The sequence below is a fragment of the Arthrobacter jiangjiafuii genome (genome assembly GCF_018622995.1).
Classification (GTDB): Bacteria; Actinomycetota; Actinomycetes; order Actinomycetales; family Micrococcaceae; genus Arthrobacter_B; species Arthrobacter_B jiangjiafuii.
The window spans coordinates 871669-895330 of the sequence record NZ_CP076022.1 but is presented as its reverse complement, the minus strand read 5'-3'; the positions used below and the strand labels follow the sequence as shown (position 1 = coordinate 895330).

The window sequence follows — 23662 nt, the reverse complement described above, 5'->3', positions numbered from 1 at the left end:
AGGGTTAATCCATGAACAACGACGGCAGTGCCCATAACAAGTCTCCCCAGCCGTTGCAGCAGCAGCCGCAGCAGAAGGCTCCAGCCACCGATGAGCAGAAGCAGGTCACCCGCGGTTACCTGCGGGTTTTCGTAGCTCTGGTTGCAGCATTGCTCCTGACGTCCGGACTGGCCCTGCCCTGGAAGCTGGTGCCGCTGGCACTGGGACTTGCGGCCGTCGTCGTCGGCATCCTGACCCTGGTCAAAGTGGTGCGGTTCGGCATCGGGCCCGTGCAGATGTTTGTGGCGTCGCTGGGCCTGGTTGCATCGCTGGTGATGACCCTGGGACTGGCACTGTCGGTGGCCACGTGGGACAGCACCCAGAAACTTGAGACCTGCATGGGCAAAGCGCTGACCATGCAGGCTGTGGAGAAGTGCCAGTCGGAGTACACCGGCGGGATCCTGCCGCGCTGAAACGCCGCCGCAGATTCCTTCCCCTGATGGGGAACCTGGCCATGGTGTGCGTCCTCGCGACCTTGCTTGGCCTGCTCGCCGGGCCCGCCCTGGTGGGCCTGCGCCCGCTGACAGTCCTGACATCCTCCATGGAACCCGGCCTGCGCCCGGGTGATGTGGTCCTGTTGCGGGAGGTCGATCCCTCCGCCGTCCGGCCGGGGGATGTCCTGACGTACCTGCCCGCCGGGTCCGCTCCGGATGCGCTACCGGTCACGCACCGCCTGACCGGATTTGTTGCCGCAGCAGACGGGTCGTGGAACCTGATCCTGCAGGGGGACGCAAACGCGCTGCCCGATGCGCCGGTTCCGGGCTCCGCGGTGCAGGGCCGGGTCGTGGCGGCACTCCCCTATGCCGGCTATCCGGACCTGCTCGCCGAGCGCGGCCGGCTTTCCTGGCTGCGCCCGGTGCTGGCCATAGCTTTGTTTGGCTACGGGACGCTGCTGGTCTTCCAGCACTTCCGTCAGGGGCGCTCTTCGCGCTCGAGCCAGGGCCCGACGGCGTAGCCCACCACGGTGCCCACGGCCACCTCGGCGGCAATCCAGATGCCCGTCCACAACGGGTCGGCCCCCAGGTCAACAAACCGGCCGATGCCTGCCGATCCGCTGGAAACAAGAACCGCGGCGGCGGCCAGGATTCCGGACACCAGGCCCACGAAGATCCCCAGCAGCAGCGTGGACACCGGAGCCGTGAACCAGCGGGCCCGGATCTTCAGGGACAGCCATTCGTCGAAGTGGTTTTCGCCCTCACGCAGGAACCACCAGCCGGCCAGGATGCCGGCGAACACCGGAAGCGCCAGCACCGCGTAGGCGTACTCCATCCCGCCGGAGGGCAGGGCGGCCAGCACCGGAAGGGCAGGCAGCGGACCAACCGTGGTTTCGAGCGGACTGATGATGCTGCCGGTCCCCAGGGAGAATCCGGCGCCCGAGGTCCACCCCAGTGCCCAGCCCACAAAGTTGGGCATCAGGCCCACCTCGACGACGGTGAGCACGGCGCCGCCGATGATGCCGGCGTCGAGGTGCTGGTAGACGGTGACAATCTCGGCCCAGCTCATCGCCAGGGCTGCGGTGACCAGCAGTGCCGAGAAACCCAGCGCCGCTGTGATGCCCACGACCCCGGCGCGGATGACCGACCATACGTAGGATCCGGCCCAGCGCGAATGCTGGCTGGTGCGGGAAATCCAGTCGGTCAGGTCCACCCCGATCAGCCGGATCCAGGAGCCGGCCTCGCGGCGGGCACCGACAATCAATCCCAGCCCGGCAGCGATCAGCGGGATCAGGGCACCGGCGGTCAGCGAGATGGACACGCCGCCGTCCGAGGAGAAATAGGCGGCGGCGGTGCCGAGAAGCGCATACGTTCCCAGCGCGCCAAGGAGCGCCTGCCACAACTGGTCGGTGTAGGAGGCCTGGGCCAGCCGCCGGCCGGCGCGCCAGGACAGGAAGAAGGGAATGAGCGTCAGGCCCAGCGGGAACAGTGACAGCACCGCCGGTGCGGCAGCGGCGCCGGCTGTGCCGGCCGGCAATGTCAGGGTCAGCGGCACGCCGTGGATCAGCAGCCAGCCCTGCCCGCCCAAGCGGGCCAGCGACGTGAAGTCGCGGTCGGCGAAGCCGTCGGCAAACCAGACTCCGGTCAGGGGCACAAAAACGAGCAGCGCGGAGAGCACCGCGGCCTGGCCGAGTTCGACCACGCCCTGGAGCCACAGCGGCATGGGAAGGACACCCGGGGTTTTCGGGCGGGTAAAGAGTTTCATCGTTCCTATCGTCCCATCCGCCGCGCGGCGGAACGTTGAGGCCGCGCCGTGGACCGGCGGGCTGCTCGGGAGGCGTGGCTCCTCAGTGGATCGCCAGTGACTCAGGCCACCAGGTCGATGATCCCCTTGGTCAGCGCAGCGGCTGCACCGAAGAAGGCGATGACGACGACGGCGGCGCGGGCCTGGTCATCGCGGATGAAACGCTGCAGCTTCTCGCCGGCGTAGATACCACCGATGATCATCAGGGCGATCAACGCCCAGGCCCAGGCCTGGAACGGCGGCATCTGGCCGGGGTCAAGGGAGATCTTGGCGGTCAGCGTGACAACGGCGATGGTGACAAAAAACGGCTGCAGGGTGGCCGCGAACGGACGCTGCGGCCAGCGCGCCATCAGGGCGTAGGCGCTGACCGAGGGCCCGCCCACCCCGGCCACGGCATTGGTGACACCTGAGACGAAACCGGCCACCGCTTTGGCCCCGTTGCCGGTCACGGTCACCGAGGTCCGCTGCATCAGCAGGGAAACACTCAGCGCTGCCAGCACCACGGCTCCCACCACCACTGCCATGGGTCCCGCTGGCAGGTACACGGCCGCCGCCGACGCCGGCACGCTGCCGATAACCGCCGGCACGGCCAGCCAGCGGTACATGCTCCAGTCGATGTCCTTCCAGACACGGAACATGATCAGCGCCGACGAAACGAGCCCGCACACGTTCACCATGAGCACGCCGCCGTGCGAACCCAGCAGGATCACGAGGAACGGAGAGATGAGCAGGGCAAAACCCAGGCCGGCAATCCGCTGCGCAATCGCACCGATAAAAACTGCCACGAGCACGACGATGAGGAGTCCGGTAGTCACCCGAACACACTACGCTGAACCAATGACCCCACCTGTCACAGTGCTGCAGACAGCGGATTGGCGGCAGCGCGTCTTCGGCCTGTACGCCCAGGTGCGGCTCACCGCCCAGGAGGTGTCGCCGTCGTACGCCCACGGCCTCTGGCGCGCCGAACGCGACAAGCTCTTCGCCGAGCACCCCGCATCCCCGCTGAAGCCTGCCGCCCGGGCGCGTTTCCGCGGACTGGAGATCGGGCCCTACGATCCGGACCTGCGCTGCGATGCGCTGATTGACGACGACGGCGCAGGCCAGAGAATGGACGTCCCCACCGGGACCGACGGCGTGGTGCCGTTTGTGCGGCTGGGCACGGTGGCGGCCGACGGCGTGGGCCGGCTTGCCGTGTGGCGGCTGGCGTCCTACGGCGGCGGGATCTTCCTGCCCGTGCGCGATGCGCTCTCCGGCACCGACGGCGGCAGCTACGGCGGCGGACGGTACCTGCTGGACACGATCAAGGGCGCCTCCCTGGGACTGGGTGCGGCTCCGGGGAGCCTGGTCCTGGACTTCAACTTCCTCTACAACCCCTCCTGCGCGTACGACGAAGCCTGGGCGTGCCCGCTGCCCGGGCCGGACAACCGGACCGGAGCACCGCTGGCCGTCGGGGAACAGTACGCACAGTACTGATCCCTGCCGTTGCGCCGGGCGTGCCGCAATTCCCCGTGCCTAAGCTGGACCTGTGACCGTTTCCGTTTCCCGGGCTGAACCCGCCGACGCCGCAGAACTCTCCGCCCTGGCGGCCCTGACCTTTCCGCTGGCCTGCCCGCCGGCGGTAACCGCGCAGGACAGCGCCGCCTTTGTGGCCGCCCATCTGTCGGAGGCATCCTTCCAGCGGTATCTGGCGGAGCGATCGATGCGGGTCCTGGCAGCCCGGGACCGCGGCGACATCATCGGCTATGCCCTGCTGGTCCTCGCGCCGCCTGCCGATCCGGAGGTGGCAGCGGCCCTGCAGGAGGTGCCCGGACCGGTCGCCGAACTTTCCAAGTGCTACGTGCATCCATCCGCCCACGGTTCCGGGACGGCAGTACTCCTCATGGATGCCGCCGTTTCCATGGCTGCCGGCGAGGGATACCGCTCGCTGTGGCTTGGCGTGAACGACCTGAACGAACGGGCCCAGGCGTTCTACCGGAAGTCCGGCTTCGTGGAGTCCGGCCGGCGGAGCTTCGTCGTGGGCCAGCATGTTTTCCGCGACTTCATCCTGTCCCGCCCGCTGCCCCGCCCCGCCGAGTGACACACTGATCCGGTGCAGACGTTCCTCCCCTATGACAGCTTTCCCCGCAGCGCCCGGGTCCTGGACCAGGCCCGGCTGGGCAAGCAGCGCGTCGAGACGCTTCAGGTGCTCCGCGCCCTGGTGATTCCGGACTATGGCTGGCAGAGCCACCCGGCCATGAAGATGTGGATGGGCTACGTGCCGGCGCTGACCGCCTACGGGTTGGCGATGACCAATGAGTGGATTGCGCGCGGGCATGCGGACACGGTGTATGAGCAGCTTCTGGAGTTCGCCCCCGAGGCCGCGGAGGCCGACGTCGTCCTGCCGCCCTGGTTCGGCGACGCTGCCTTTCATGAAAGCCACCGCTCAAACCTGATCACAAAATCCCCCGAGGTTTACGCTCCGCTGTTTCCGGAGACTCCCGGCGGGCTGCCGTATGTGTGGCCGGAGCCGGAGCATCCTGCGCTGCCGTCCGAGCCCGGCGGCGATGCCCTGTGGGTGGCCCGGCCCGTGCCCGGCGCCGCCGGGGAACCGGTGATTGAACTGCCAATGCTCTCGGTAAAGGGAACCCCGGTGGCTGGCAAGAAGGGCCGTACGCTGGTGAGGTTCCTGGAGGACATGGACGACGGCGACGACGTTGTGCTTCTCGGTGCCGACCGGTCGGTGCTGCTGGCCGGAACCGTGGGGCCGGTGCGGCTCACGAATGACACGGCGCGGCGCCCGGTGACCGTCAGCGGTGAAATCCGGCGGCGGGACTTTGCGTATCCGGCGCTGCTGCAGGATCCCCGGACGCTGTTCCGGGTGCCGCGGCCCGGCAGGTTGCAGTCAGGTCAGCAGCCGTAACCGGCCGGGTTGATCAGGCAGTCGTCGGCGACGTTGTTCGAGGTGGAGCGCCATACGCTCACGGTCTGCGGCGCGGACGGAACCGAGGCCCGTCCGTCGATCGGCACGAGGGGCCCGCCGTTGATGGAGTATTCGCCGGAGAAGTGGACCACGACAGAGGCTTGGACATCACCGGTGGCACCGTAAACGTGGCTGGTGGCGGTCTTCTCGCCCCACCGGCTTTCCGGCAACGGGCCACCGGCAAACGGTGCCGGGCCGTAGCTGGTTCCGTCGCCGTAGGTCCACTCATATTCGGTGGGCGTGGCGATGATCCGAAGGTCCTGGCCCAACAGGACGAAGTCGAACGTCTGCTCACGGGCCTCTACGTAGAAGTTGGTCTGGGCGCCGATCAGTGTGTGCGGGCTAGGCTGCATCCCCAGACTCCCGGCCGCTATGGGCCGGGACTGGAACTCGGAGAGAATCACTGCACTGATTTGTTCTCCGAGGCTCGCTGGTTCTTCATCATAAATACATGACGGTGAGCCGAACTCCGTCCATTGATCTGGGCTGGTGCCTCGCAGTCCGCTGTACCACTGGACCACACGGCCGTTTTCCCCGGCTTGGCACCTGATTGGAAGGCCGCCAATACATGTCATATCCCCAGCGCCTTCAGGCATATCGAAGCAGGCAAGTTCGTATCGATAGTCGCTAGTGTCTTGGGCCAGTCCGATCGGCAGTTCTGTCCATACGCCGCTTTTGGAATCCTGAAAATATATCGCTTTAGCTAGGACAGCCCCCTCGTTGATATCGGATTCGACGACGGCAGCTTGGGCCGAGGCGGACCCTAGGCCGAAGACGATAGCAGTCGAAACTAACAGCCCTACCATCTTGTTCAAAGGGAAGCGCAGCCGATTACTGGATCTTAACGACGTCATCCGCGAACCACTCTCCGTCACGGTACGTCGCTTCGATCATCTGCACACCTAGATCCAACGAACTAATTTCTCGAGTTCCTAGGTACTCGCCAGGTGAATAGAAATCCATGGACTGTTGGCTAATTTGGATCAGAACTTGATAACGCCCCTCAGGTGTTACAACGAAATCAGACTTTACCGAGCGGGTCTCAACTTGCCCTCCGCCCATCCAATCGTCATCTACGAAAGCAGTCTCTAGTTGGGGGTAGTAATTAGCGCAAATATTGCAGCTCTCCCCACTTACGGCCTTCACTGGTCCAGCTTCACCAGTCTCGTATCCGTAGTTGATTAGTGCGTACCAGTGCCTCGCAAAGGCTTCCAGACCTTCCTTGGACTCCTGCTTCGCAAGCTCCGGCATCACAGGCAGCGGAACATTCTCGGCGGGACCCTCCGCGGAGGCCGGCTTGTAGGCAGCAAGAGTGGGAGCCTGCGTCGGACTCGACGGGGCAGACGCACTGGCAGTGGCCCCGCTGCTTGGGCTGGCACTGCTCGACGCTTCAGCCGCCTCAGCCCCGGGCTCACCGTCACCGGAACAGCCGCCCAGCACCAGAACGGCCGCCACCCCCAGGGCACCGACCCGGACAACCGCAAAACCGGACCAGGCACGAACACGCTCATGGATCATCGGAAGAACCCCCAGGACATGGTGCGGGACTGTGAGTGACGCCAATAGTACGAGGCTGCCGCAAGCATACGGACTTATCCACAGCACGCCAGAGGAAACCGGAAACGCGTCAGCGGGTATCGCGCAGGGATACCAGCATCCGCTTTATATCCCGGAACTCCGCCGTATTCTCATAGGCTGCGGCGCCGTCGAGATATGACTGGCCTTCCGTTGCTTCTTCCGCCGGATAGGCGCCCGCGAATCGGCCACCGCTGGATTTGGTGAAGGTGAAGTAATCGAAGAGACCGCATTCCCCGCGGTCGCCGATCTCGGTGATCACCGCGTAGGTGGCGATCGGGTCGCCCCGGGTGGGTGATGACGGGGCCACGGAGCGGTAGACAAACCGCTGCTCGGTCCCCTGCTCGGAGTCAAGCTCGGGCATCGGCTCAGTGTCGTACTCCGTGTACGCCACGTCCTCGTCCGGGTCGGCGCAGACAAGGTCGGCGATAATCCCGGTGTCCAGCCGCGCCACCGCGTCTCCCCCGGCGTCGTTCACCTGGACCGAAACGCCTCCGGCGGGATCGTTGGCGGCCGGCGGGAGTTCCTGCACGGTCCAATCGGCCGGGTATTCAAAAACCAGGGCACCGTCGGTCGTCGTGTAGGAGGACCACGAGGCACGCTCGGAGGAACCCCCGTTGCCCGGCGGGCCGGCACAGGATGACATACTGAGCACAAGCAACGTCGCCGCCGCCAGCGTGGTGTTACGGTATCTCACATCAGCTCCCAGCCATGTCCGCGGTAGCAATCCATGCTACGGAGCAGCGGCGCCCGCGCCCAGAGCTTCCCGGCTTTCCGTCCCGGCGCCCGGCCCATCCGGTTTCCGCTCGGAAAGCCGGCACCAGTTACGAGCACCACCTAAACGTGCAGTGCCGCACGAGCCGCGGCCGCCTGCCTCGGCCCGTCCACTGCATCTGAGTCCCTTTGGAGGTTCCGATTACCGATATAGCCGCAGAACACGATGTGTATTTCGGTACCCCCGAACCGGTGCATGAGAGCGAAGATCTCCAGACCGCCTCCCTGGCTGTTGTCCAGCGGGTGGAACACCGTCCCGACGTCGTCAAGGTCAAGGGGCGGCTGACGCTCATGGACACTGGCCTGACACCCAACCAGGCCATGGTCGAAGACCTGCTGTTTGTCCGCAAAGTGCTGGACGACGCCGGCATCTCCTACCTGCTGGTGCGTGGCAACGACCAGCGCCCGGTAATCGCCGTCGATCTGGCCCACCGGGCGGCACTGCGCCGCGCCATGGTCCAGGCCTGCCGTGAGGAGCCCTTTTATTCGCGCAGCGTGGACACCAAGAAGACGCGCACCCTGTTGATTGCCGACGGCGAGCTCGCTCCCGGGGACACCTCCCGGATCATCCGCGTCTTCCGTCCGCGGGCGGTCAGCGGCACCAACCTGGTCTTCGGCCCCTCCGCCGGGGTGCAGCTGGAACTCTGGGACCTCGCCGGCTCCGAGATCACGCTGCCGGTGGAGAACTCCCTGACCCGCCGCACCCTGCCGGCCAGCGAAGTGGTCCGCGGAACCGTGGAAAAGCACGGACTCACCTGGCCGACCATCGAGAACATGTTCGCGGACCACGCCACCGACATCGACTTCGACGTGGACCTCGTCTTCTCCTGGGTAGACGGCAGCTCAGCCGAATACCAGGCCGCCCGCGCCGCCCGGATGAAGGACGCCGTCGTCGGCGAAGGTGACGACAACGAGGCCCGCTTCCGCCACATCAACGAGCTCAAGTACGCCCTGCGCTCGGTCTATATGTTTGCGCCCTGGATCCGCCGCATCTTCATCGCCACCGATTCGGACCGGCCTGATTGGCTGGCCGACCACCCGTCGGTGACCTTTGTCCGTGCAGAGGAGCATTTCAAGGACCCTTCGGTGCTGCCCACCCATAATTCGCAGGCCGTCGAGGCCCAGCTGCAGCACATTCCCGGTCTCGCCGAGCACTTCCTGTACTCCAACGACGACATGTTCTTCGGCCGCCCGGTCGGCCCTGACCTGTTCTTCTCCCCCGGCGGCATTACCAAGTTCATTGAGGCCAGCACCCGGATCGGCCTCGGCGCCAACGACCCGGAGCGCAGCGGCTTCGAGAACGCCGCCCGAGTGAACCGACGGCTGCTCTGGGAACGCTTCGGCCGGATCACCACCCGGCATCTGGAACACACTGCCGCACCGCTGCGCAAAAGCGTGCTCTTGGAAATGGAGGCGGAATTCCCCAACGAGTTCGCTGCCACCGCCGCGAGCCGGTTCCGCGCCAAGGACAACATCTCGGTCACCAACTCGCTGTACCACTACTACGCGCTGCTCACCGGGCGCGCGGTGACGCAGGAAACCGCGAAGGTGAAGTACGTGGATACCACCTCCTACGCAGGCCTGAAGAGCATGGACAAGCTGCTGGCCAAGCGGAACATGGACCTGTTCTGCCTCAACGACGGCAGCTTCCCCGAAGTCCCGGCGCAGGAACGCGCGGAGCGGGTCACGGACTTCCTGGAGAAGTTCTTCCCGATCAAGGCACCCTGGGAAATCTAGCGCGACCCCTCGGCGGGCTAGCTGCGCGGCGGCCTAACTAAGGAAGCCGCGCAGCAGCCGCGGTCCAGCAGGTCGCTGACCCGCGCCCGGACGCCGGGACCGGTGAACACTCCCCTGCTGCAGGAGCTGTTTTCGCCACCGATCCCGAGCCTGACCAGCGCTACCTGGTCACCACCACGTGCTCGTCGGGAACGCAGTGGGTCATGGTCAGGCCCTCGACGTTGCGCGGCCCGTTCCGGCCCAGATTCTTCATCCACGCCTTTTCCGCCTCGGAGAGCGTCTGGGTGGCCAGCGGACCAAGATCCCGGACCTCCTCCAGCCCGATGCCCAGGCCCTCACCGACGCGCGAGCCCAGTTCGTCGTCGCACATGTAGAAGTGCCAGAGCATCCGCTCCTGTACCGGGCGCACCGCCTCCCCGATATTGGCGGCGAAGTTGGCCACCAGGTCGTCCTTCTCCCACGCCTCCATGAGCTGGAAGCGCTGGCCGGCCTGGACGTAGTCATTGGTGCGCGGGAGCCGGGCGCGGGTCAGTTTGCCGGTGAGGTCCGGGCCCTGCTCGTCGTGGGCTGGTTTGGGAGCTTCCGGAACCCCGCCGGTGATCGAGGGTTCGTAGTTCACATGCGGGTTCTGCCCCGGTGCCAGGTCGGTGAAGTAGGACATCTGGCCGCCGCGCTGATTGGTGGCCGCCGGAGCATGCTTGGGCGAATTCACCGGCAGCTGCAGGTAGTTCGGCCCGACCCGGTACCGCTGGGTATCCGAATAGCTGAAGGTCCGCCCGACCAGCATCTTGTCGTCGGAGAAATCCAGGCCGTCCACGAGCACGCCGGTACCGAAGGAAATCTGTTCCGCCTCGTTGTGATGGTCGGAGATGTTCCGCGTCAGGGTCATGGTGCCCACGAATTTGGGTTCAAAGTCCTGCTCCGGCCAGGTCTTGGTGTCATCGAGCGGATCCCAATCCAGCTCCGGATGGTCGTTGTCATCCATCATCTGCACGTACAGGTCCCACTTGGGATAGTCACCGGATTCGATCGACTCGTAGAGGTCCTTGGAAGCGTGGCCCAGATCGTTGGCCTGGATGTTGGCGGCGTCCGCCTCCGTCATGGATTTCACGCCCTGCTGGGGCAGCCAGTGGTACTTCACCAGCTTGGTTTCGCCTTCTTCGTTCACCCACTTGTAGGTATTGACGCCAAAACCCTGCATGTGCCGGTAATCCGCCGGAATGCCACGCGGGCTGAACAGGTTCACCAGCATGTGCATGGACTCCGGGGTCTGGGACATGAAGTCGAAGATCCGGGCCGGTTCCTGCCGGAAGGTGATCGGGTCCGGTTTCAGGGAGTGGATGACATCCGGGAACTTGATTGCGTCACGGATGAAGAACACGCCCAGGTTGTTGCCCACGAGGTCCCAGTTGCCGTCCTCGGTGTAGAACTTCACCGCGAAGCCACGCGGATCGCGGGCTGTTTCCGAGGAGTCCCGGCCGCCGATCACGGTAGAGAAGCGGATGGCGACGTCGGTCTTCTTGCCGGGCTCGGAGAACAATCTGGCCCGCGTGTAGCGGGCAATGGGCTCGTCCCCCCACTTCCCGGAGGCTTCGAAATCCCCGTAGGCCACGAAGCCGCGGGCGTGCACCACCCGCTCCGGGATGCGCTCGCGGTCGAAGTGGCTGATCTTCTCCAGGAAGGGATAGTTTTCCAGGGTAGCGGGGCCTCGTGGTCCCACCGTCCGGCTGTTCTGGTTGTCGTAGACGGGGTGCCCCTGCCGGGTCGTCAGGTGCTGGTCCACCTCGTTGGGCTCGCCGTTTTCGGGGGTCTGGTTCGCTGCGTCTGTCATCGCGTTCGCTCTCTTCCAGGTGCCGGCTGGTCCGAAGCCGTGGCTGATGTAAGGATCGTCCACCTTCAACTCTGATTGTGGCCTCCGTCACGCGTCAAGTTCCCTTCGCTGGTCCACAGTGGCGGCATCGCCGGGCAGTTGGCACACTAGGGCAATGACTACAGACGAGCGGCCCCCCGTGGTGGAACTGACCCCTGAACAGAGCTGGCAGTACCTGGAGAAGACCTATCACGGCCGACTGGCGGTCAGCGTGGCCAACCGGCCGAGCATCTATCCGGTGAACTACTACGCGCACGACGGCGTCATCCTCCTGCGCACCAGCCCCGGCACCAAACTGGCCGAACTGACCGTGAACGACCACGTCGCGTTCGAAGCCGACGGCATCCTCAGTGACCAGGCCTGGTCCGTCGTCGTCAAGGGGACCACGCATACGTTGGAGACCCAGAGCGCGATTGACGCAGCCGATGAGCTGCCGCTGCAACCATGGGTGCGGACGCTGAAGTACCGCTACGTGGAAATCCGGCCGGAGGAGATTACCGGACGCTTCTTCAACCTGGGGCCGGAACCGGAACGGTGAACCGCTAGGCCGAAGCCAGCTGCTCCGCAGCGCGGATTTCCACCCCCGCTGCTTCCAGCCGGCGGCGGGTCTCCGCCTCGTCCACCCGCTCGCCCACGGTGCTGTTCTCATCCAGCGGCACCACCGAGTGCACTACCGAGTCCTCGTACACGTGCACCATGTTGTACGCCTGGCCCGCGTCCTGGCCGCGGGTGCCCGGCGAGGTCAGGTCCTGGCTGTAGCAGGTGGCTGAGGCAACGGAGACCGGGATGCCGGCGAAGGTGGCAAAGGTGGAGTAGTGCAGGTGGCCGGCGATGATGGAGCGGACATCCGTGCCCTGCAGCACAGCCGCCAATTCCTGCTGGTGGCGCAATTCCACAAGCACGCTCAGGTCCTGGACGCTGGGAACCGGCGGATGATGCAGGGCCAGGATGGTGCCCTCGGGTGCCGGTGTTTTGAGCTCGTTCCGGAGCCAGTCCAGCTGGGCGCCGCTGAGCTCGCCGTGGTGGTAGCCCGGCACCGTGGAATCCAGGGTGATGATCCGCAGGCCGTTGACCAGATACACGCGGTCCACCGGAGCCATGTCCGGGGCTTCTCCCAGCAGCATGCTCTTGAGGTTCTCGCGGTTGTCATGGTTTCCCATGGCCCAGATCAGCAGGGCTCCCATGCGTTCGGCTACCGGGGCGACTATGGCATGGAGTTTGGCATACGCCTCCGGTTCGCCCTTGTCCGCCAGGTCTCCGGTAAAGATGATGGCATCGGGCCGCTGCCCTGAAGCTTCCAGCTTCGCGAAGACCTCTGCCAGTTTGGCCTGGCTGTCCACCGCCCCGTACAAGGGACGGGATCCGCCAACCAGGTGGGTGTCGCTGAGATGAAGAATGAAATGACGCGGCCGTGGGTGTTCGGCCGGGAGGTAATCCATGAGGACCTTCTAGTGTCGATGACAGCTGCCACTGCGTACCTTCCCATCCATCAAAGCAGAGTTTGGTCGTAAGGGTGCACCAGTGACGGCGTGTTCCCGGCATGGGTGGTTCAGGTAGCTTCCGCCCGCACGGTGCCCGCTCCGTCGCCGAGGCCGCTGCTCGATGGTTTACCGGCTCTGGCGCGCCGACGGTCACGGCCTTAGGCTCAGGAATGTCAGCGACTCTACGGAAGGATCCCCCCATGAGAATCAGCCATATTCCGCTGCGTCTGGCCACCGGCGCGTACATCCTGAACTCCGGCATGAGCAAGCGCAACCTCGACAAGGACAGCGCGGCAGGACTGCAGCAGATGGCCTCCCATGCCTTCCCCCAGGTGATGGATCTTGATCCCGTCCGGTTCGGAAAACTGCTCAGCTCCGCGGAGATCACCATCGGACTGACCCTGCTGACGCCGTTTGTACCCAGCAGGCTGGCCGGGCTGGTGCTGGGCGCCTTCTCCGGCGGGCTGCTGACCATGTATGCCAAGACCCCCGAGTGGACCGAGGACGACGGCATCCGGCCCTCACCCCAGGGTGTTCCCTTCGCCAAGGACGTCTGGATGGCGGGAGTGGCCGCCGCCTTGATCCTGGACCGCAAGAACCGGACGAAGGTCAAGGAAGTCAAGGTCAAGGACAGCAAGTCCAAGGACAGCAAGGTGCCCGCGCCGGTCAAGGCCGGCGGCGCAGCCCTGGCGGTCAAGGCAGCCAAGAAAGCCAGGGACACCAAGAAATCCAAGGACCGTAAGGACAGCAAGTCCAAGTAGTCCGCGGCACCATTCCTGTCCTCGGCGTAATTCGGAGGTAACACGCAACACCGCTGAAACATGGCGGTGCCACACTCGGACCCATGTTCCTCACACCTTCGGACACGGAAAAGCTGCTGCTCAGCGTGGCGGGCATGGTCGCGCGCGACCGGCGGGCACGCGGCGTCCTGCTGAACTATCCGGAAGCCGTTGCCCTGCTGTCCTGCTGGGTCATGGAACGGGCCCGCGAAGGCGGACTCGTTGCGGATCTCATGAGCCAGGGCCGCAGCGTCCTCACCCGCCAGGACGTCATGGAGGGCGTACCCGAAATGATTCCCGACCTGCAGATCGAGGCCACCTTCCCGGACGGCCGCAAGCTCGTCACCATTACGGACCCCATCTCATGAGCGCTCCCCTGATCCCGGGCGAGGTCCGCACCGCCTCCGGAAGCCTCGAACTGAACGCGGGGCGGGAGACCAGGACGCTGGTGGTCACCAATACCGGTGACCGTCCGGTCCAGATCGGCTCGCATTTCCACTTCGCCGATGTCAACGCCGCACTCGCCTTTGACCGGAGCGCCGCCGTCGGCTTCCGGCTGGGTGTTCCGGCCGGAACTGCGGTGCGCTTCGAACCGGGAGCCTCGCGCGAGGTGGTCCTGGTGAAGCTGGCCGGCACCGGCACCGTGCCGGGCCTGCAGATCCGGCACGGCGGCGCTGCGGCAGACGACGGCGCCGCCGCAGGCGCAGCGTCGCCGGAGCACCCCGGATCGGAGTCCTGACATGCAGATCAGCCGGCACGACTATGCGCACCTGTACGGCCCCACTGTGGGAGATTCGGTCCGCCTCGGCGACACCGACCTGTGGATCAGCCCGGAAAAGGACTACACCTTCGGCGGCGACGAAGCGGTGTTCGGCGGCGGCAAGAACATCCGCGAATCGATGGCCCAGTCCACCCGGACCTCCGCCGAAGGAGCGCCGGACCTGATCATTACCAATGTGCTGATCGTGGACCACTGGGGCATTGTCCGTGCCGACGTCGGTGTGAAGAACGGGCGCATCGCCGGGATCGGCAAGTCCGGCAACCCGGACATCATGGACAACATCCATCCGGCCCTGGTCATCGGCCCCGGTACCGAAGTGATTGCCGGTGAAGGACGGATCCTGACCGCCGGCGGGATCGACACTCACGTGCACCTGCTCGGCACCGATGCCCTGCGCGAGGCCCTGGCTTCGGGCATCACCACCGTGGGCGGCGGCGGCACCGGACCGGCCGAAGGGTCCAAGGCCACCACCGTCACCCCCGGCGCCTGGAACCTGCAGGTCATGCACCGGGCACTGGACACCCTGCCCATGAACTTCCTGCTGTACGGCAAGGGCAACACCGTCAGCCAGGCCGCACTGGAGGAACAAGCCCTGGCCGGGGCGGCCGGTTACAAGGTGCACGAGGACTGGGGCTCCACACCCGCAGCCCTCGACGCCGCGCTCACCGCCGCGGACCGGTGGGGCGTGCAGGTGGCCCTGCACGCTGACTCGCTCAATGAGGCCGGCTACGTGCAGCACACACTGGATGCCATCAACGGCCGCGGCATCCACGTCTTCCACGCCGAAGGCGCCGGCGGCGGACACGCCCCGGACATCATCACCGTGGCAGCAGCCGCGAACGTCCTTCCGGCGTCGACCAATCCCACCCTGCCGTTCACGGTCAATACCGTCGCAGAACATCTGGACATGCTGATGGTCTGCCATCACCTGAACCCGCGCATCCCCGAGGACCTGGCCTTCGCCGAATCCCGGATCCGGGCCAACACCATGATGGCCGAAGATGTTCTCCAGGACCTGGGCGCCATGTCCATCACCTCCTCCGATGCCCAGGCCATGGGCCGGATCGGCGAGACCATCACGCGCACCTGGCAGGTGGCCCACGTGATGAAGAACTACATGGGCGCCACCGAGTCCGCGCTGCCGGCCGATAACGAGCGCGTACGCCGCTACATCGCCAAATACACCATCTGCCCGGCGGTGGCCCACGGCATCGACTCCGAGGTGGGGTCCGTCGAAGCCGGCAAGATGGCCGACCTGGTGCTGTGGAACCCGGCGTTTTTCGGCATCCGCCCCTCGCTGGTGATCAAGGGCGGGGCCATTGTGGCCGGGCAGATGGGTGACCCCAACGCGTCGCTGCCCACCCCGCAGCCGGTCTGGATGCGTGAGGCGCTGGCGGGGCGCGCGTCGTCGGCACCCCATCTGTCCACCTCATTCGTGGCGCAGGCTGCGCTCGACGACGGGCTTGCCGACCGGTTGGGCCTGGTGCGGTCGCTGACCGCCATCCGCTCCACCCGCGACGTGACCAAGGCATCCCTGCCGAACAACACCGCGCTGCCGGACATCACGGTGAATCCGGAAACCTTCATGGTCAGCATCGACGGGCAGGTTGTTGAGCCGGCCCCTGCAACCGAGCTGCCCCTGACCCAGCGCTACACCCTGTTCTAGGCGGCCGTGATGACAACGAGGACCAGATGACGGAGGACTGCTTCGGAGCCGGCGAGTCCGCAATCGCGGCGTTCCTGCTCGCCGACTCCCGGCTGCCCTCCGGCGCGTACTCGCATTCGGCCGGTCTGGAACCGGCAGTGATGGCAGGGCTGGGGGTGGACGGCGTTTATCCCTACCTGCTGTCCCGGCTGCAGAGCGTGGTCCGGATGGAAACGGTCGCCGCCGTGCTGGCCCACCGGCGTGCCCGGGCGTGGGCGGGCGGCCAGGCCGTGCAGGACAACGGCGTTCCCGGCTTCGCCGCGTTGGAAGCCGCCCTCGATGCCCGGACACCCTCCGCCGCACAGCGGGACGCCTCCCGCCGCCTGGGCCGGGGCATGCTGCGGCTGGCGGCGACGCTGAAACCGGCGGATGCCGCCGTCGCCGCCTTGAAGGCGGAGGTGCCGCGTCCCACCCGGCCGGTGGCATTGGGCGTTGCGGCCCGGGCACTGGGGGTGGGCGAACTGCAGCTGGCCAGGCTGGCCTGCTATGACGATGCCCAGTCCGTGGTGGCCGCGGCACTGAAGCTGCTGCCCATCGACCCGATGACCGCCACCGGCTGGATTCTGGCCGCCGAGGAGAAGATCAACGCCGTCGCCGCCGACGCCCTGCATGCCCGAAGCCTCGAAGATCTGCCCGCCCTCAGCGCTCCCTGGATGGAGCACTGGGCCGAAGACCACACCGAAAGAACAAGGAGGCTGTTCGTTGCCTGAGAACACCGCATTCACCGATAAAACCACCGCTGGTGCCAGTGCCGATCCGACCCGCTCGCTGCGCCTCGGCGTCGCTGGCCCGGTGGGAACCGGCAAAAGCTCGCTGATCGCCACCATTTGCCGGGCCATGTCCGGCGAGCTGTCGATCGGCGTCATCACCAACGACATCTATACCGATGAGGACGCGAAGTTCCTGCGTTCGGCCGGTGTGCTGCCCGCCGAACGCATCCGTGCCGTGGAGACCGGAGCCTGCCCGCATACGGCCATCCGTGACGACGTCACCACCAACCTGCTCGCCGTGGAGGACCTGGAGGCGGACTTCGCTCCGCTGGACCTGGTGCTGGTGGAAAGCGGCGGCGACAACCTCACCGCCACCTTCTCCCCCGCCCTGGTGGACGCGCAGATCTTCGTCCTGGACGTCGCAGGCGGCGGAGACGTGGCCCGCAAGGGCGGCCCCGGCATCGCGCGCGCTGACCTGCTGGTGATCAACAAGATCGACCTGGCCCCCTATGTGGACGTCGATGTGGAGCTGATGGTCTCCGATGCCACCGCGGCACGCGAGGGTGGTCCAGTGCTGGCCCTGTCCCGCAAGCAGCAGGACACCATCGATGACCTCAGCGCCTGGGTGCGTTCCATGGTTGCCCTGCACCGCGCCGGCGGCCACACCCCGCAGGATCCCGGCCCGATGGCACCGCATTTCCATGCCGACGAGGACGGCGACGGCGGCTTCTTCCACACCCATGACGAGGAGCCGGACGCTGTTCCGCACCGCCACTGACGCCGGAACGGCCACCGGGCCCGCCGCCCTTCCGGCCCGGCCTGCCGCCACCGATACCGCTTTACCGCGTCCCACCCGGATCAGCGTGGATCAGGTGGGCGGGCGGGCCCGGTTTTCGGTGCTGGACCAGGGACTCTATCTGGCGCCGCGGCCGGTCAGCGGCGGCAGTCATCCGCTGCACCTTCGGGTGGCGCTGATCGGCATCCATATGATGCTGCTGGGCGGTGACGAGGTGCGGATCCAGGTTTCGGTCGGGCCCGGAGTCACCCTGGAGGTGGTGGAGCCGGCGGGGCTGGTGGCGTACGACGCCGATCTGGTGCCTTCGCGCTGGGTGCTGGAGGCGGAGCTCGGTGAAGGGTCGGCGCTGATCTGGGACGGGGCGTCCTTCGTGGCTGCCTCGGGTTCCAATGTGCAGCGGGAGACCCGGCTGCGGCTGGCCGCCGGCGCGCGGGCGCTGATACGGGAGACGCTGGTGCTGGGCCGGTCAGGCGAAGCCGGCGGCCGGCTGCGCAGCATCACCCGCGTCACCGGCGAAGACGGCGATCTCCTCTATGAGGACCTGGACCTCACCGGACCGCGGGAGGACGCCGTCGGCATCCTTGGAGGCTCACGGGTCATGGCGAGCGTGACGGCGGTGGGCTGGCGCCCGGATCCCCTGCCGGCAGCGTCCGGGCCCGCAGCGTCACGGACGCAGGTGTCCGGGGCCGGGCACCCCTCCCGGATGCGCCGGTTCGATCTGGCCTCCCCCGGCGCCATCGCCCGGAGCCTGGACAGCCAGGCCCATACCGCAGAGCGCAGCACCGGTGCCGCGTTCACGGCGTGGCGTGCCGAGCTGACCGGCTGAGTCGGCTGCCTGGGCACCGCCGCGGACGCCGCCCGTCGCCCCGGGGAGGTACGACCGGCCGCCTGCTAGTTCATGCGGCCAGGCGTGGCCGCCCGGCCGTGCAGGCCCGCGGCGGCCCAGGCCAGGACGAAGACGCCCACCACGGCGAAGCCGAAGTACTCCAGGTCCACGGTGCCCAACCAGGCCACCGGGCCGCTCTCCAGGGCCCACACCTCGGTGAAGAGCCCGCCCAGGACGGCGGCTCCCACCAGGAACGCGACCACCACGGAGGCCCCGGTGATCGCCAGGTTGTAGAAGATCTTCCGTTCCGGGCGGTCCAGGGCTGAACTGTAGACCCGGCTCATCAGGATGCCGTCCAAGCTGTCGCACAGCACCATGCCGGCGGTGAAGAGCACCGGCAGCACCATCACCACATACCAGGGCATCAGCACTACGGCGCCGCCGGCCACCACGAAGAGGCCAATGGTGGTCGCCGTGTCCAGCCCCAGGCCGAAGAGGAATCCCAGCGGATACATTTTCCAGGGCCGGTCCACCCGGCGGGCCACCGGGGCCAGGATCCGGCTGATGAATCCGCGCTGGTTCAATGCACGCTCGAGGTCCTCCTCGCTGCCGGTGCCGGTCCGGGACTTCCGGAACGCCCGGTAGATGCCGGCCAGGGCCACGAGGTTGATGGCTCCAATCAGCAGGAGGAAGCTGCCGGAAACGGCCGGCCCCCAAATGCCTGCGGCCTCCTTCAGGACTGAGCCGTCGTCAGCGATGGCCCCGGCGAGCGCATTCACGCCACCTGCCAGCAGGGCCACGGCGCCCAGGACGATCGTCGAGTGTCCCAGCGCGAACCAGAAGCCGGTGCTCACCGGGGGCGTGCCACCGCGCACGGTCAGCCGGCGGCTTGTGTTGTCGATGGCGGCGATATGGTCCGCATCGAAGGCATGGCGCGCTCCCAGCAGATATGCCGTGACTGCCAGTCCGACACCGAAGGTCATTCCCTCGCCGGCAAGGTACTCGTGGGGAAGAACCAGTGCGGCGAACCCTCCCCAGCCCGCGATGTGGAGCGCCAGCACAGCGGCACCCATCCCCCACAAGGTTTTCCTGACGGACGGAACGGCACTGGCGGTCTGTGTCATTGATCCTCTTTGACTGGACGAAACGAACATCCAGAGTCTAGGGATTCCACGTTTCAGCCAGGTTTCCAATCCGGCTTAGTAACGCGGAACTACGCCGTGCCCGATATCCTCCACCACTCGGAAGCGTTCCAGTACGGCAACGGTGGTGTCATCCACGGTGAAGTCCGGATTTCCCAACGCGGAGCGGAACTCTGCGCTGTGCCAGAACTGCTCATGCGCGGTCCGCCACTGCGCCACGCTCCCGTGGCCTTCGCCTTCGTCCAGGACGTGCGCGAGGTCCACCTCACCCAGCGGAGCCAGCCGGACGCCGGTCACTTCGAGAATCGCCACCGGCTTCTGCTCGCTGTCCACCAGGACGGAGCGGGCACCGGGGACGGGAAGCGGCTCACTGTCGACGTCGTACTGCAGCGCGACGCTGGTGGTACTGGTCTTGCTGCCGTCGAGGATGGCTGCCACCAGCGCATCACGGAGCGGTCCGGGAAAGGCGAACTCAGCGTCGGGAAGGTTTGGTTCCATGTCCGGAGCCTACCGTCCAACCGGGCCCTAAGCGCACTCAGTCCGCGGGAGCCACCAGCCCCTCCGCCACCATCCAGTCGTACGCCACCTGCTCCGGTTCCTGGCCCTGGACATCGACCTTGAGGTTCAGCGAGCGCATGGTTTCGTCGTCGAGCCTTGCCGCCACCTGTTCCAGTACCGCCTCCAACTCCGGATATTTCTGCAGGGTCTGCGTATAGATCACGGGGGCAGCGTTGTAGGCGGGAAAATACCCGAGGTCATCCTCCAGCACCACAAGGTCCAAGGCATCGATGCGGCCATCGGTGGCGAAGACCTCACCCACGGCGCATTGGCCCTGGTCCACTGCCCCGTAGATGGCGCCCGTGTCGTAGATGCCCACATTCTGTTCGGGAACCACGCTTCCACGGCTGAGTCCGTACAGCTCGAGCAACGGGGTAAAGCCGTCCTGCCGGGAGTTGAACTCGGCGTCCACGCAGAACGTCAGCTCAGGGACCGGAACGTTGGCCAGGTCCGAGATGCTGCTGACCCCCAGTTCCCCGGCCCGTTCCCGGCTCATCGCCAGCGCATAGGTGTTGTTCAACTCTGCGGGCGCCCCCCAGGTCAGCCCGTTCGCGGCGTCGGCGTCGTAAACGGCCTGCCACTGCTCCTGCTGGTCCGGGATGCCCTGCTCATTGCCCAGGTAGGTCAGCCAGGCGGTACCGGTGTATTCCCACATCACGTCGGCCTGGCCGCTGCGCAGGAGTTCCCGGGCGGGCAGGCTTCCGGGGACATTGCTCAGGTCCGTGACCTCAAAGCCGGCAGCCTTGGCCGCCAGCACGGAGATCTTGCCCAGGATGAGCTGTTCGGTGAAATTCTTGGACGTGACGGTCACCGAGGCGTCATCGGGCAGCCCCTCGATCGGCTGGATGGCCCCGGGTTCCACCGGCGGCACATAGGATCCGGCCGGCTCCAGCCCGCAGCCGGACACCAGCAGGCCGACGGCGGCCAGGGCGGCAACCAGCGTGGCAGCCATCCGGGCGCGCAAAGCGCTTAACGGTGAGCTGGACATCAGATTCCTTTCGGCCGGGCCAGGTACTCCACCACGCGCCCCACCCAATCCACCAGCAGCGCCAGCAGGGCCACCATGACCGCTCCGCCGACGAGGACGCGGGGCAGGTTCAGGTTTACTCCGGTGGTGATCAGCACACCCAGTCCGCCGCCGTTGATGAAGGTGGCCAGCGCCCCCGTTCCCACCAGCAGCACCAGCGCGGTGCGGATACCGGCCAGCATCAGCGGCACGGCCAGGGGCAGCTCCACCCGGAACAGCACCCGCGCTGCACTCATGCCCATGCCGCGGCCGGCCTCCACCAGGCGGGCGTCCACGTTATCCAGGCCCACCATGGTGTTGCGCAGCACCGGCAGCAGGGCGTACAGCACCAACGCCACCACCGCCGTCCGGAAACCGAAGCCGAGCCAGAAGGCCAGCAGCACCACCAGGCCGATGGCCGGGGCGGCCTGCCCGACGTTCACCACGGCCAGCACCGGTCCGGTCAGGAACCGCAGCGGCTTCCGGGTCAGGAGGACGCCCAGCGGCAGCGCCACCAGCAGCACGATGACGGCGGAAAGCCCGGTCAGGCGCAGGTGTTCCACCGTGTAGACCCAGAGCGTTCCCGGGCCCAGCGTGGTCAGTTCGGTCTGGGTCAGGTCCGCAGCCGAGAGCCAGAACAGGAACACGGCCAGTGCCGCAAGGATGCCGGCCAGCTGCCACACCAGGCCCAGCCGGGAGTTGTCCCGGGCCGGCGAATCCGCCTCCGTCCGGGACAGCCGGTGCGCGTCCTTGGCTTGTGCGGACTCGGATCCGGGGCCCTTCGCCGGAATCCGGCCCGCCAGTTGGCGGCTGCTCATGAGCGTCCCGCTTCCGTTGATCCCGCAGGCCTTCCCCGCTCGCGCAGCGATCCTCCGCCCGTTTCCGGAGAACCCTCCGCCTGCCGGAGACGGACCGCCTGCAGGAGCATCGGGGCATCGATCATGCCCTCGAACCGCCCGCCCGCCCCCGTGGCCAGTGCGATCCCCGGAGCGGAAACCAGGATGGCATCCAACGCGTCGGCGAGGCTGTCCTCGGGCCCCACCACGGGCAGGCCCGGCGTCCGCCGATCCGGCAGCGAATCCAGCTGCTCCAGTTCCGCGACCGGGAACCAGGCCAGTGGCCGTCCGTCGCCGTCGACCACAACCGCCGCGTCCGCTCCGGCGGCGACCGTGCGCTCCAGCAGCTCTGCCGGGGATTCGGCGGCGGTTCCGGTGATCACCGGCAACGCCTCCACGGCGCCGACCCGGGCCAGGCCGAGCTGCTTCAGCCCGGCGTCGGAGCCCACGAACTGCCGCACAAAGTCGTTCGCGGGATCGGCCAGGATGCGTTCCGGGGCGTCGTACTGGACCAGATGGCCGCCCTCCGCGAAGACTGCAATCCGGTCCCCCAGCTTGATGGCCTCGTTGAAGTCGTGGGTCACGAAGACGATCGTCTTGCCCAGGTCGGCGTGCAGGGCGAGCAGCTCATCCTGCAGGCGTTCCCGGGTGATGGGATCCACCGCACCGAACGGTTCGTCCATCAGCAGCACCGGCGGGTCAGCGGCCAGGGCCCGGGCCACGCCGACCCGCTGCTGCTGGCCGCCGGAGAGCTCCTTTGGATACCGGTCCCGGTACCGCTCCGGGTCCAGGGAGACCAGGTCCAGCAGTTCATCCACCCTTCGGGCGGTCCGGTCCTTGTCCCAGCCGAGCATCGTCGGCACGACGGCGATGTTTGCCGCCACGCTCATGTGCGGAAAGAGGCCTCCGGCCTGGATGACGTACCCGATCCCGCGGCGCAGCTTGTCGGCGTCGACGGCGGTGATGTCGCTGCCTCCCAGCAGGATGCGTCCCGACGTCGGTTCGATCAGCCGGTTGATCATTTTCAGGGTGGTGGTTTTCCCGCAGCCCGAGGGGCCCACCAGCATGACCATGTCCCCGGCCCGTATCTCCATGGTCAGTCCGTCCACTGCGGAGCGGTCCTGCCCGGGGAAGCGTTTGGTGACGTTCTGGAGCAGGATTCCTTCGGCGGATGGCACTGATGCGGCAGGGCTGGTTTCAGACACGGATACCTCGCGGGATAGTGAGCCGGCCCAGGGCAACCAGCAGCAGGTCAAGGATGAGGGCCAGCAGGACCACTCCCACCACGCCCGTCACCACCGATTCCAGGGAGTTGGCGCCGCCCAGACGGGACAGCCCGGAGAAGATAAACCCGCCCAGCCCGGGGCCGAGCGCGTAGGCGGCAACCGCCGCGATTCCCATCATCATCTGCCCGGAGACGCGGATCCCGGCCAGGATTACCGGCCAGGCCAGCGGCAGCTCGATCCGGAAGAAGATGCGCAACCGGCCCATCCCGAGGCCGCGGGCGGCCTCCACGAGGTTGGCCGGGACAGCCGTCAGCCCGACAATGGCGTTGCGGAGGATGGGCAGCAGGGCAAAGAAGCCCACGACGACGACGGCCGGCAACACGCCGAAGCCGAGCGGCGCGATGAGCAGCCCGATCAGCGCGAAGGAGGGAATGGTCAGCCCGATCGCGCTGATGCTGTCCGCCGCAGCGCGGAGACCGGCGCTGCGGTACGTCAGCGCCGCAGCCAGGACCGCCAGGACGGCCGCGGCCGCCAGGCACTGGATGACAAGGCTGAAGTGCTGCCAGCTGGAAAACAGGATGTCGTTGAGGCGCTGCGAAACAAATTCATACACGCCGTACCCAC

27 protein-coding genes are annotated in these 23662 nt (G+C 66.8%); 14 read left to right on the top strand and 13 right to left on the bottom strand.

Annotated features, from left to right (window positions below):
- The first annotated feature begins 11 nt into the window (after positions 1–11).
- Both KKR91_RS04335 and KKR91_RS04330 read left to right on the top strand, forming a co-directional pair.
- Entirely contained in the window at positions 12–452 is a 441-nt protein-coding gene (locus KKR91_RS04335) for a hypothetical protein (RefSeq protein WP_210230165.1), read from the top strand.
- Complete coding sequence (locus KKR91_RS04330; protein WP_215057276.1) at positions 413–994, top strand: signal peptidase I; 582 nt, start codon at positions 413–415, stop codon at positions 992–994. Before KKR91_RS04335 ends, KKR91_RS04330 begins: the two co-directional genes overlap by 40 nt.
- On the opposite strand, the gene KKR91_RS04325 is transcribed toward KKR91_RS04330, so the two are convergent.
- Both KKR91_RS04325 and KKR91_RS04320 read right to left on the bottom strand, forming a co-directional pair.
- Complete coding sequence (locus KKR91_RS04325) at positions 952–2238, bottom strand: cell division protein PerM (protein WP_210230162.1); 1287 nt, start codon at positions 2236–2238, stop codon at positions 952–954. The two genes, KKR91_RS04330 and KKR91_RS04325, sit on opposite strands and share 43 nt — an antisense overlap.
- A 101-nt stretch (positions 2239–2339) precedes the next feature.
- On the bottom strand, positions 2340–3092 hold the full coding sequence (locus tag KKR91_RS04320; RefSeq protein ID WP_210230161.1) for a sulfite exporter TauE/SafE family protein: 753 nt from the start codon (positions 3090–3092) through the stop codon (positions 2340–2342).
- A 22-nt stretch (positions 3093–3114) separates the two neighbouring features.
- Here KKR91_RS04320 and KKR91_RS04315 point away from each other — a divergent pair, with 22 nt between their 5' ends.
- From KKR91_RS04315 to KKR91_RS04305, 3 genes are read left to right on the top strand one after another with little or no spacing between them, the layout of a single operon-like run.
- The gene (locus tag KKR91_RS04315) at positions 3115–3750 is read left to right on the top strand and encodes a DUF1684 domain-containing protein (protein WP_210230159.1); all 636 of its coding nucleotides are present in this window, start codon (positions 3115–3117) and stop codon (positions 3748–3750) included.
- Between the two features lie 52 nt (positions 3751–3802).
- Positions 3803–4354 carry a GNAT family N-acetyltransferase gene (locus KKR91_RS04310; RefSeq protein WP_210230157.1) on the top strand — a complete coding sequence of 184 codons (552 nt, stop codon included), beginning with the start codon at positions 3803–3805 and terminating at the stop codon, positions 4352–4354.
- Between the two features lie 12 nt (positions 4355–4366).
- The gene (locus KKR91_RS04305) at positions 4367–5176 is read left to right on the top strand and encodes an MSMEG_6728 family protein (protein WP_210230155.1); all 810 of its coding nucleotides are present in this window, start codon (positions 4367–4369) and stop codon (positions 5174–5176) included.
- Here KKR91_RS04305 and KKR91_RS04300 read toward each other — a convergent pair.
- The 3 genes from KKR91_RS04300 to KKR91_RS04290 all read right to left on the bottom strand — a co-directional run bounded on the left by KKR91_RS04300 (position 5164) and on the right by KKR91_RS04290 (position 7508).
- A complete protein-coding gene (locus tag KKR91_RS04300; RefSeq protein ID WP_237687484.1) occupies positions 5164–5589 on the bottom strand; it encodes a hypothetical protein in 426 nt (141 codons plus the stop codon). The genes KKR91_RS04305 and KKR91_RS04300 overlap by 13 nt on opposite strands.
- 478 nt (positions 5590–6067) lie before the next feature.
- Positions 6068–6754: a DUF6318 family protein gene (locus tag KKR91_RS04295; RefSeq protein ID WP_210230151.1), complete on the bottom strand. Its 687-nt coding sequence runs from the start codon at positions 6752–6754 to the stop codon at positions 6068–6070.
- A 109-nt stretch (positions 6755–6863) separates the two neighbouring features.
- Positions 6864–7508 carry a hypothetical protein gene (locus KKR91_RS04290; RefSeq protein ID WP_210230149.1) on the bottom strand — a complete coding sequence of 215 codons (645 nt, stop codon included), beginning with the start codon at positions 7506–7508 and terminating at the stop codon, positions 6864–6866.
- 206 nt (positions 7509–7714) lie between these two features.
- Here KKR91_RS04290 and KKR91_RS04285 point away from each other — a divergent pair, with 206 nt between their 5' ends.
- Positions 7715–9322 (top strand): stealth family protein, encoded by a 1608-nt coding sequence (locus tag KKR91_RS04285; RefSeq protein WP_420481419.1) that lies wholly within the window; start codon positions 7715–7717, stop codon positions 9320–9322.
- A 160-nt stretch (positions 9323–9482) separates the two neighbouring features.
- Here KKR91_RS04285 and KKR91_RS04280 read toward each other — a convergent pair whose 3' ends face one another.
- Complete coding sequence (locus KKR91_RS04280; protein WP_210230147.1) at positions 9483–11153, bottom strand: catalase; 1671 nt, start codon at positions 11151–11153, stop codon at positions 9483–9485.
- Positions 11154–11307: 154 nt separating this feature from the next.
- On the opposite strand from KKR91_RS04280, the gene KKR91_RS04275 reads away from it, so the two are divergent.
- The gene (locus KKR91_RS04275) at positions 11308–11730 is read left to right on the top strand and encodes a pyridoxamine 5'-phosphate oxidase family protein (protein WP_210230145.1); all 423 of its coding nucleotides are present in this window, start codon (positions 11308–11310) and stop codon (positions 11728–11730) included.
- A 4-nt stretch (positions 11731–11734) separates the two neighbouring features.
- Here KKR91_RS04275 and KKR91_RS04270 read toward each other — a convergent pair whose 3' ends face one another.
- Positions 11735–12631, bottom strand: coding sequence for a phosphodiesterase (locus tag KKR91_RS04270; protein WP_210230143.1), 897 nt, complete (start codon positions 12629–12631; stop codon positions 11735–11737).
- Between the two features lie 242 nt (positions 12632–12873).
- Between KKR91_RS04270 and KKR91_RS04265 the strand changes: the two genes are divergently transcribed.
- From KKR91_RS04265 to KKR91_RS04235, 7 genes are all read left to right on the top strand, one after another.
- Positions 12874–13434, top strand: a complete 561-nt coding sequence (locus KKR91_RS04265) for a hypothetical protein (protein WP_337925086.1) — start codon at positions 12874–12876, stop codon at positions 13432–13434.
- An 83-nt stretch (positions 13435–13517) separates the two neighbouring features.
- Entirely contained in the window at positions 13518–13820 is a 303-nt protein-coding gene (locus KKR91_RS04260) for an urease subunit gamma (RefSeq protein WP_210230141.1), read from the top strand.
- Positions 13817–14191: an urease subunit beta gene (locus KKR91_RS04255; RefSeq protein WP_337925350.1), complete on the top strand. Its 375-nt coding sequence runs from the start codon at positions 13817–13819 to the stop codon at positions 14189–14191. Before KKR91_RS04260 ends, KKR91_RS04255 begins: the two co-directional genes overlap by 4 nt.
- Before the next feature lies 1 nt (position 14192).
- Positions 14193–15899, top strand: a complete 1707-nt coding sequence (locus KKR91_RS04250) for an urease subunit alpha (protein ID WP_210230139.1) — start codon at positions 14193–14195, stop codon at positions 15897–15899.
- 26 nt (positions 15900–15925) lie between these two features.
- On the top strand, positions 15926–16648 hold the full coding sequence (locus tag KKR91_RS04245) for an urease accessory protein UreF (protein WP_210230137.1): 723 nt from the start codon (positions 15926–15928) through the stop codon (positions 16646–16648).
- A complete protein-coding gene (gene ureG, locus KKR91_RS04240) occupies positions 16641–17426 on the top strand; it encodes an urease accessory protein UreG (protein WP_237686592.1) in 786 nt (261 codons plus the stop codon). Before KKR91_RS04245 ends, ureG begins: the two co-directional genes overlap by 8 nt.
- Entirely contained in the window at positions 17389–18270 is an 882-nt protein-coding gene (locus KKR91_RS04235; RefSeq protein ID WP_210230135.1) for an urease accessory protein UreD, read from the top strand. The genes ureG and KKR91_RS04235 overlap by 38 nt, the downstream gene beginning before the upstream one ends.
- Before the next feature lie 65 nt (positions 18271–18335).
- Here KKR91_RS04235 and KKR91_RS04230 read toward each other — a convergent pair whose 3' ends face one another.
- The 6 genes from KKR91_RS04230 to KKR91_RS04205 all read right to left on the bottom strand — a co-directional run bounded on the left by KKR91_RS04230 (position 18336) and on the right by KKR91_RS04205 (position 23651).
- Entirely contained in the window at positions 18336–19394 is a 1059-nt protein-coding gene (locus tag KKR91_RS04230; RefSeq protein ID WP_210230134.1) for a HoxN/HupN/NixA family nickel/cobalt transporter, read from the bottom strand.
- Between the two features lie 75 nt (positions 19395–19469).
- Positions 19470–19910, bottom strand: coding sequence for an ASCH domain-containing protein (locus tag KKR91_RS04225; RefSeq protein WP_210230133.1), 441 nt, complete (start codon positions 19908–19910; stop codon positions 19470–19472).
- Between the two features lie 37 nt (positions 19911–19947).
- The gene (locus KKR91_RS04220; protein WP_210230132.1) at positions 19948–20958 is read right to left on the bottom strand and encodes a glycine betaine ABC transporter substrate-binding protein; all 1011 of its coding nucleotides are present in this window, start codon (positions 20956–20958) and stop codon (positions 19948–19950) included.
- A complete protein-coding gene (locus tag KKR91_RS04215; protein WP_210230130.1) occupies positions 20958–21794 on the bottom strand; it encodes an ABC transporter permease in 837 nt (278 codons plus the stop codon). The genes KKR91_RS04220 and KKR91_RS04215 overlap by 1 nt, the downstream gene beginning before the upstream one ends.
- A complete protein-coding gene (locus KKR91_RS04210) occupies positions 21791–23017 on the bottom strand; it encodes an ABC transporter ATP-binding protein (protein WP_237687483.1) in 1227 nt (408 codons plus the stop codon). Before KKR91_RS04210 ends, KKR91_RS04215 begins: the two co-directional genes overlap by 4 nt.
- Positions 23010–23651 carry an ABC transporter permease gene (locus tag KKR91_RS04205; protein WP_210230128.1) on the bottom strand — a complete coding sequence of 214 codons (642 nt, stop codon included), beginning with the start codon at positions 23649–23651 and terminating at the stop codon, positions 23010–23012. Before KKR91_RS04205 ends, KKR91_RS04210 begins: the two co-directional genes overlap by 8 nt.
- Between the last annotated feature and the right edge of the window lie 11 nt (positions 23652–23662).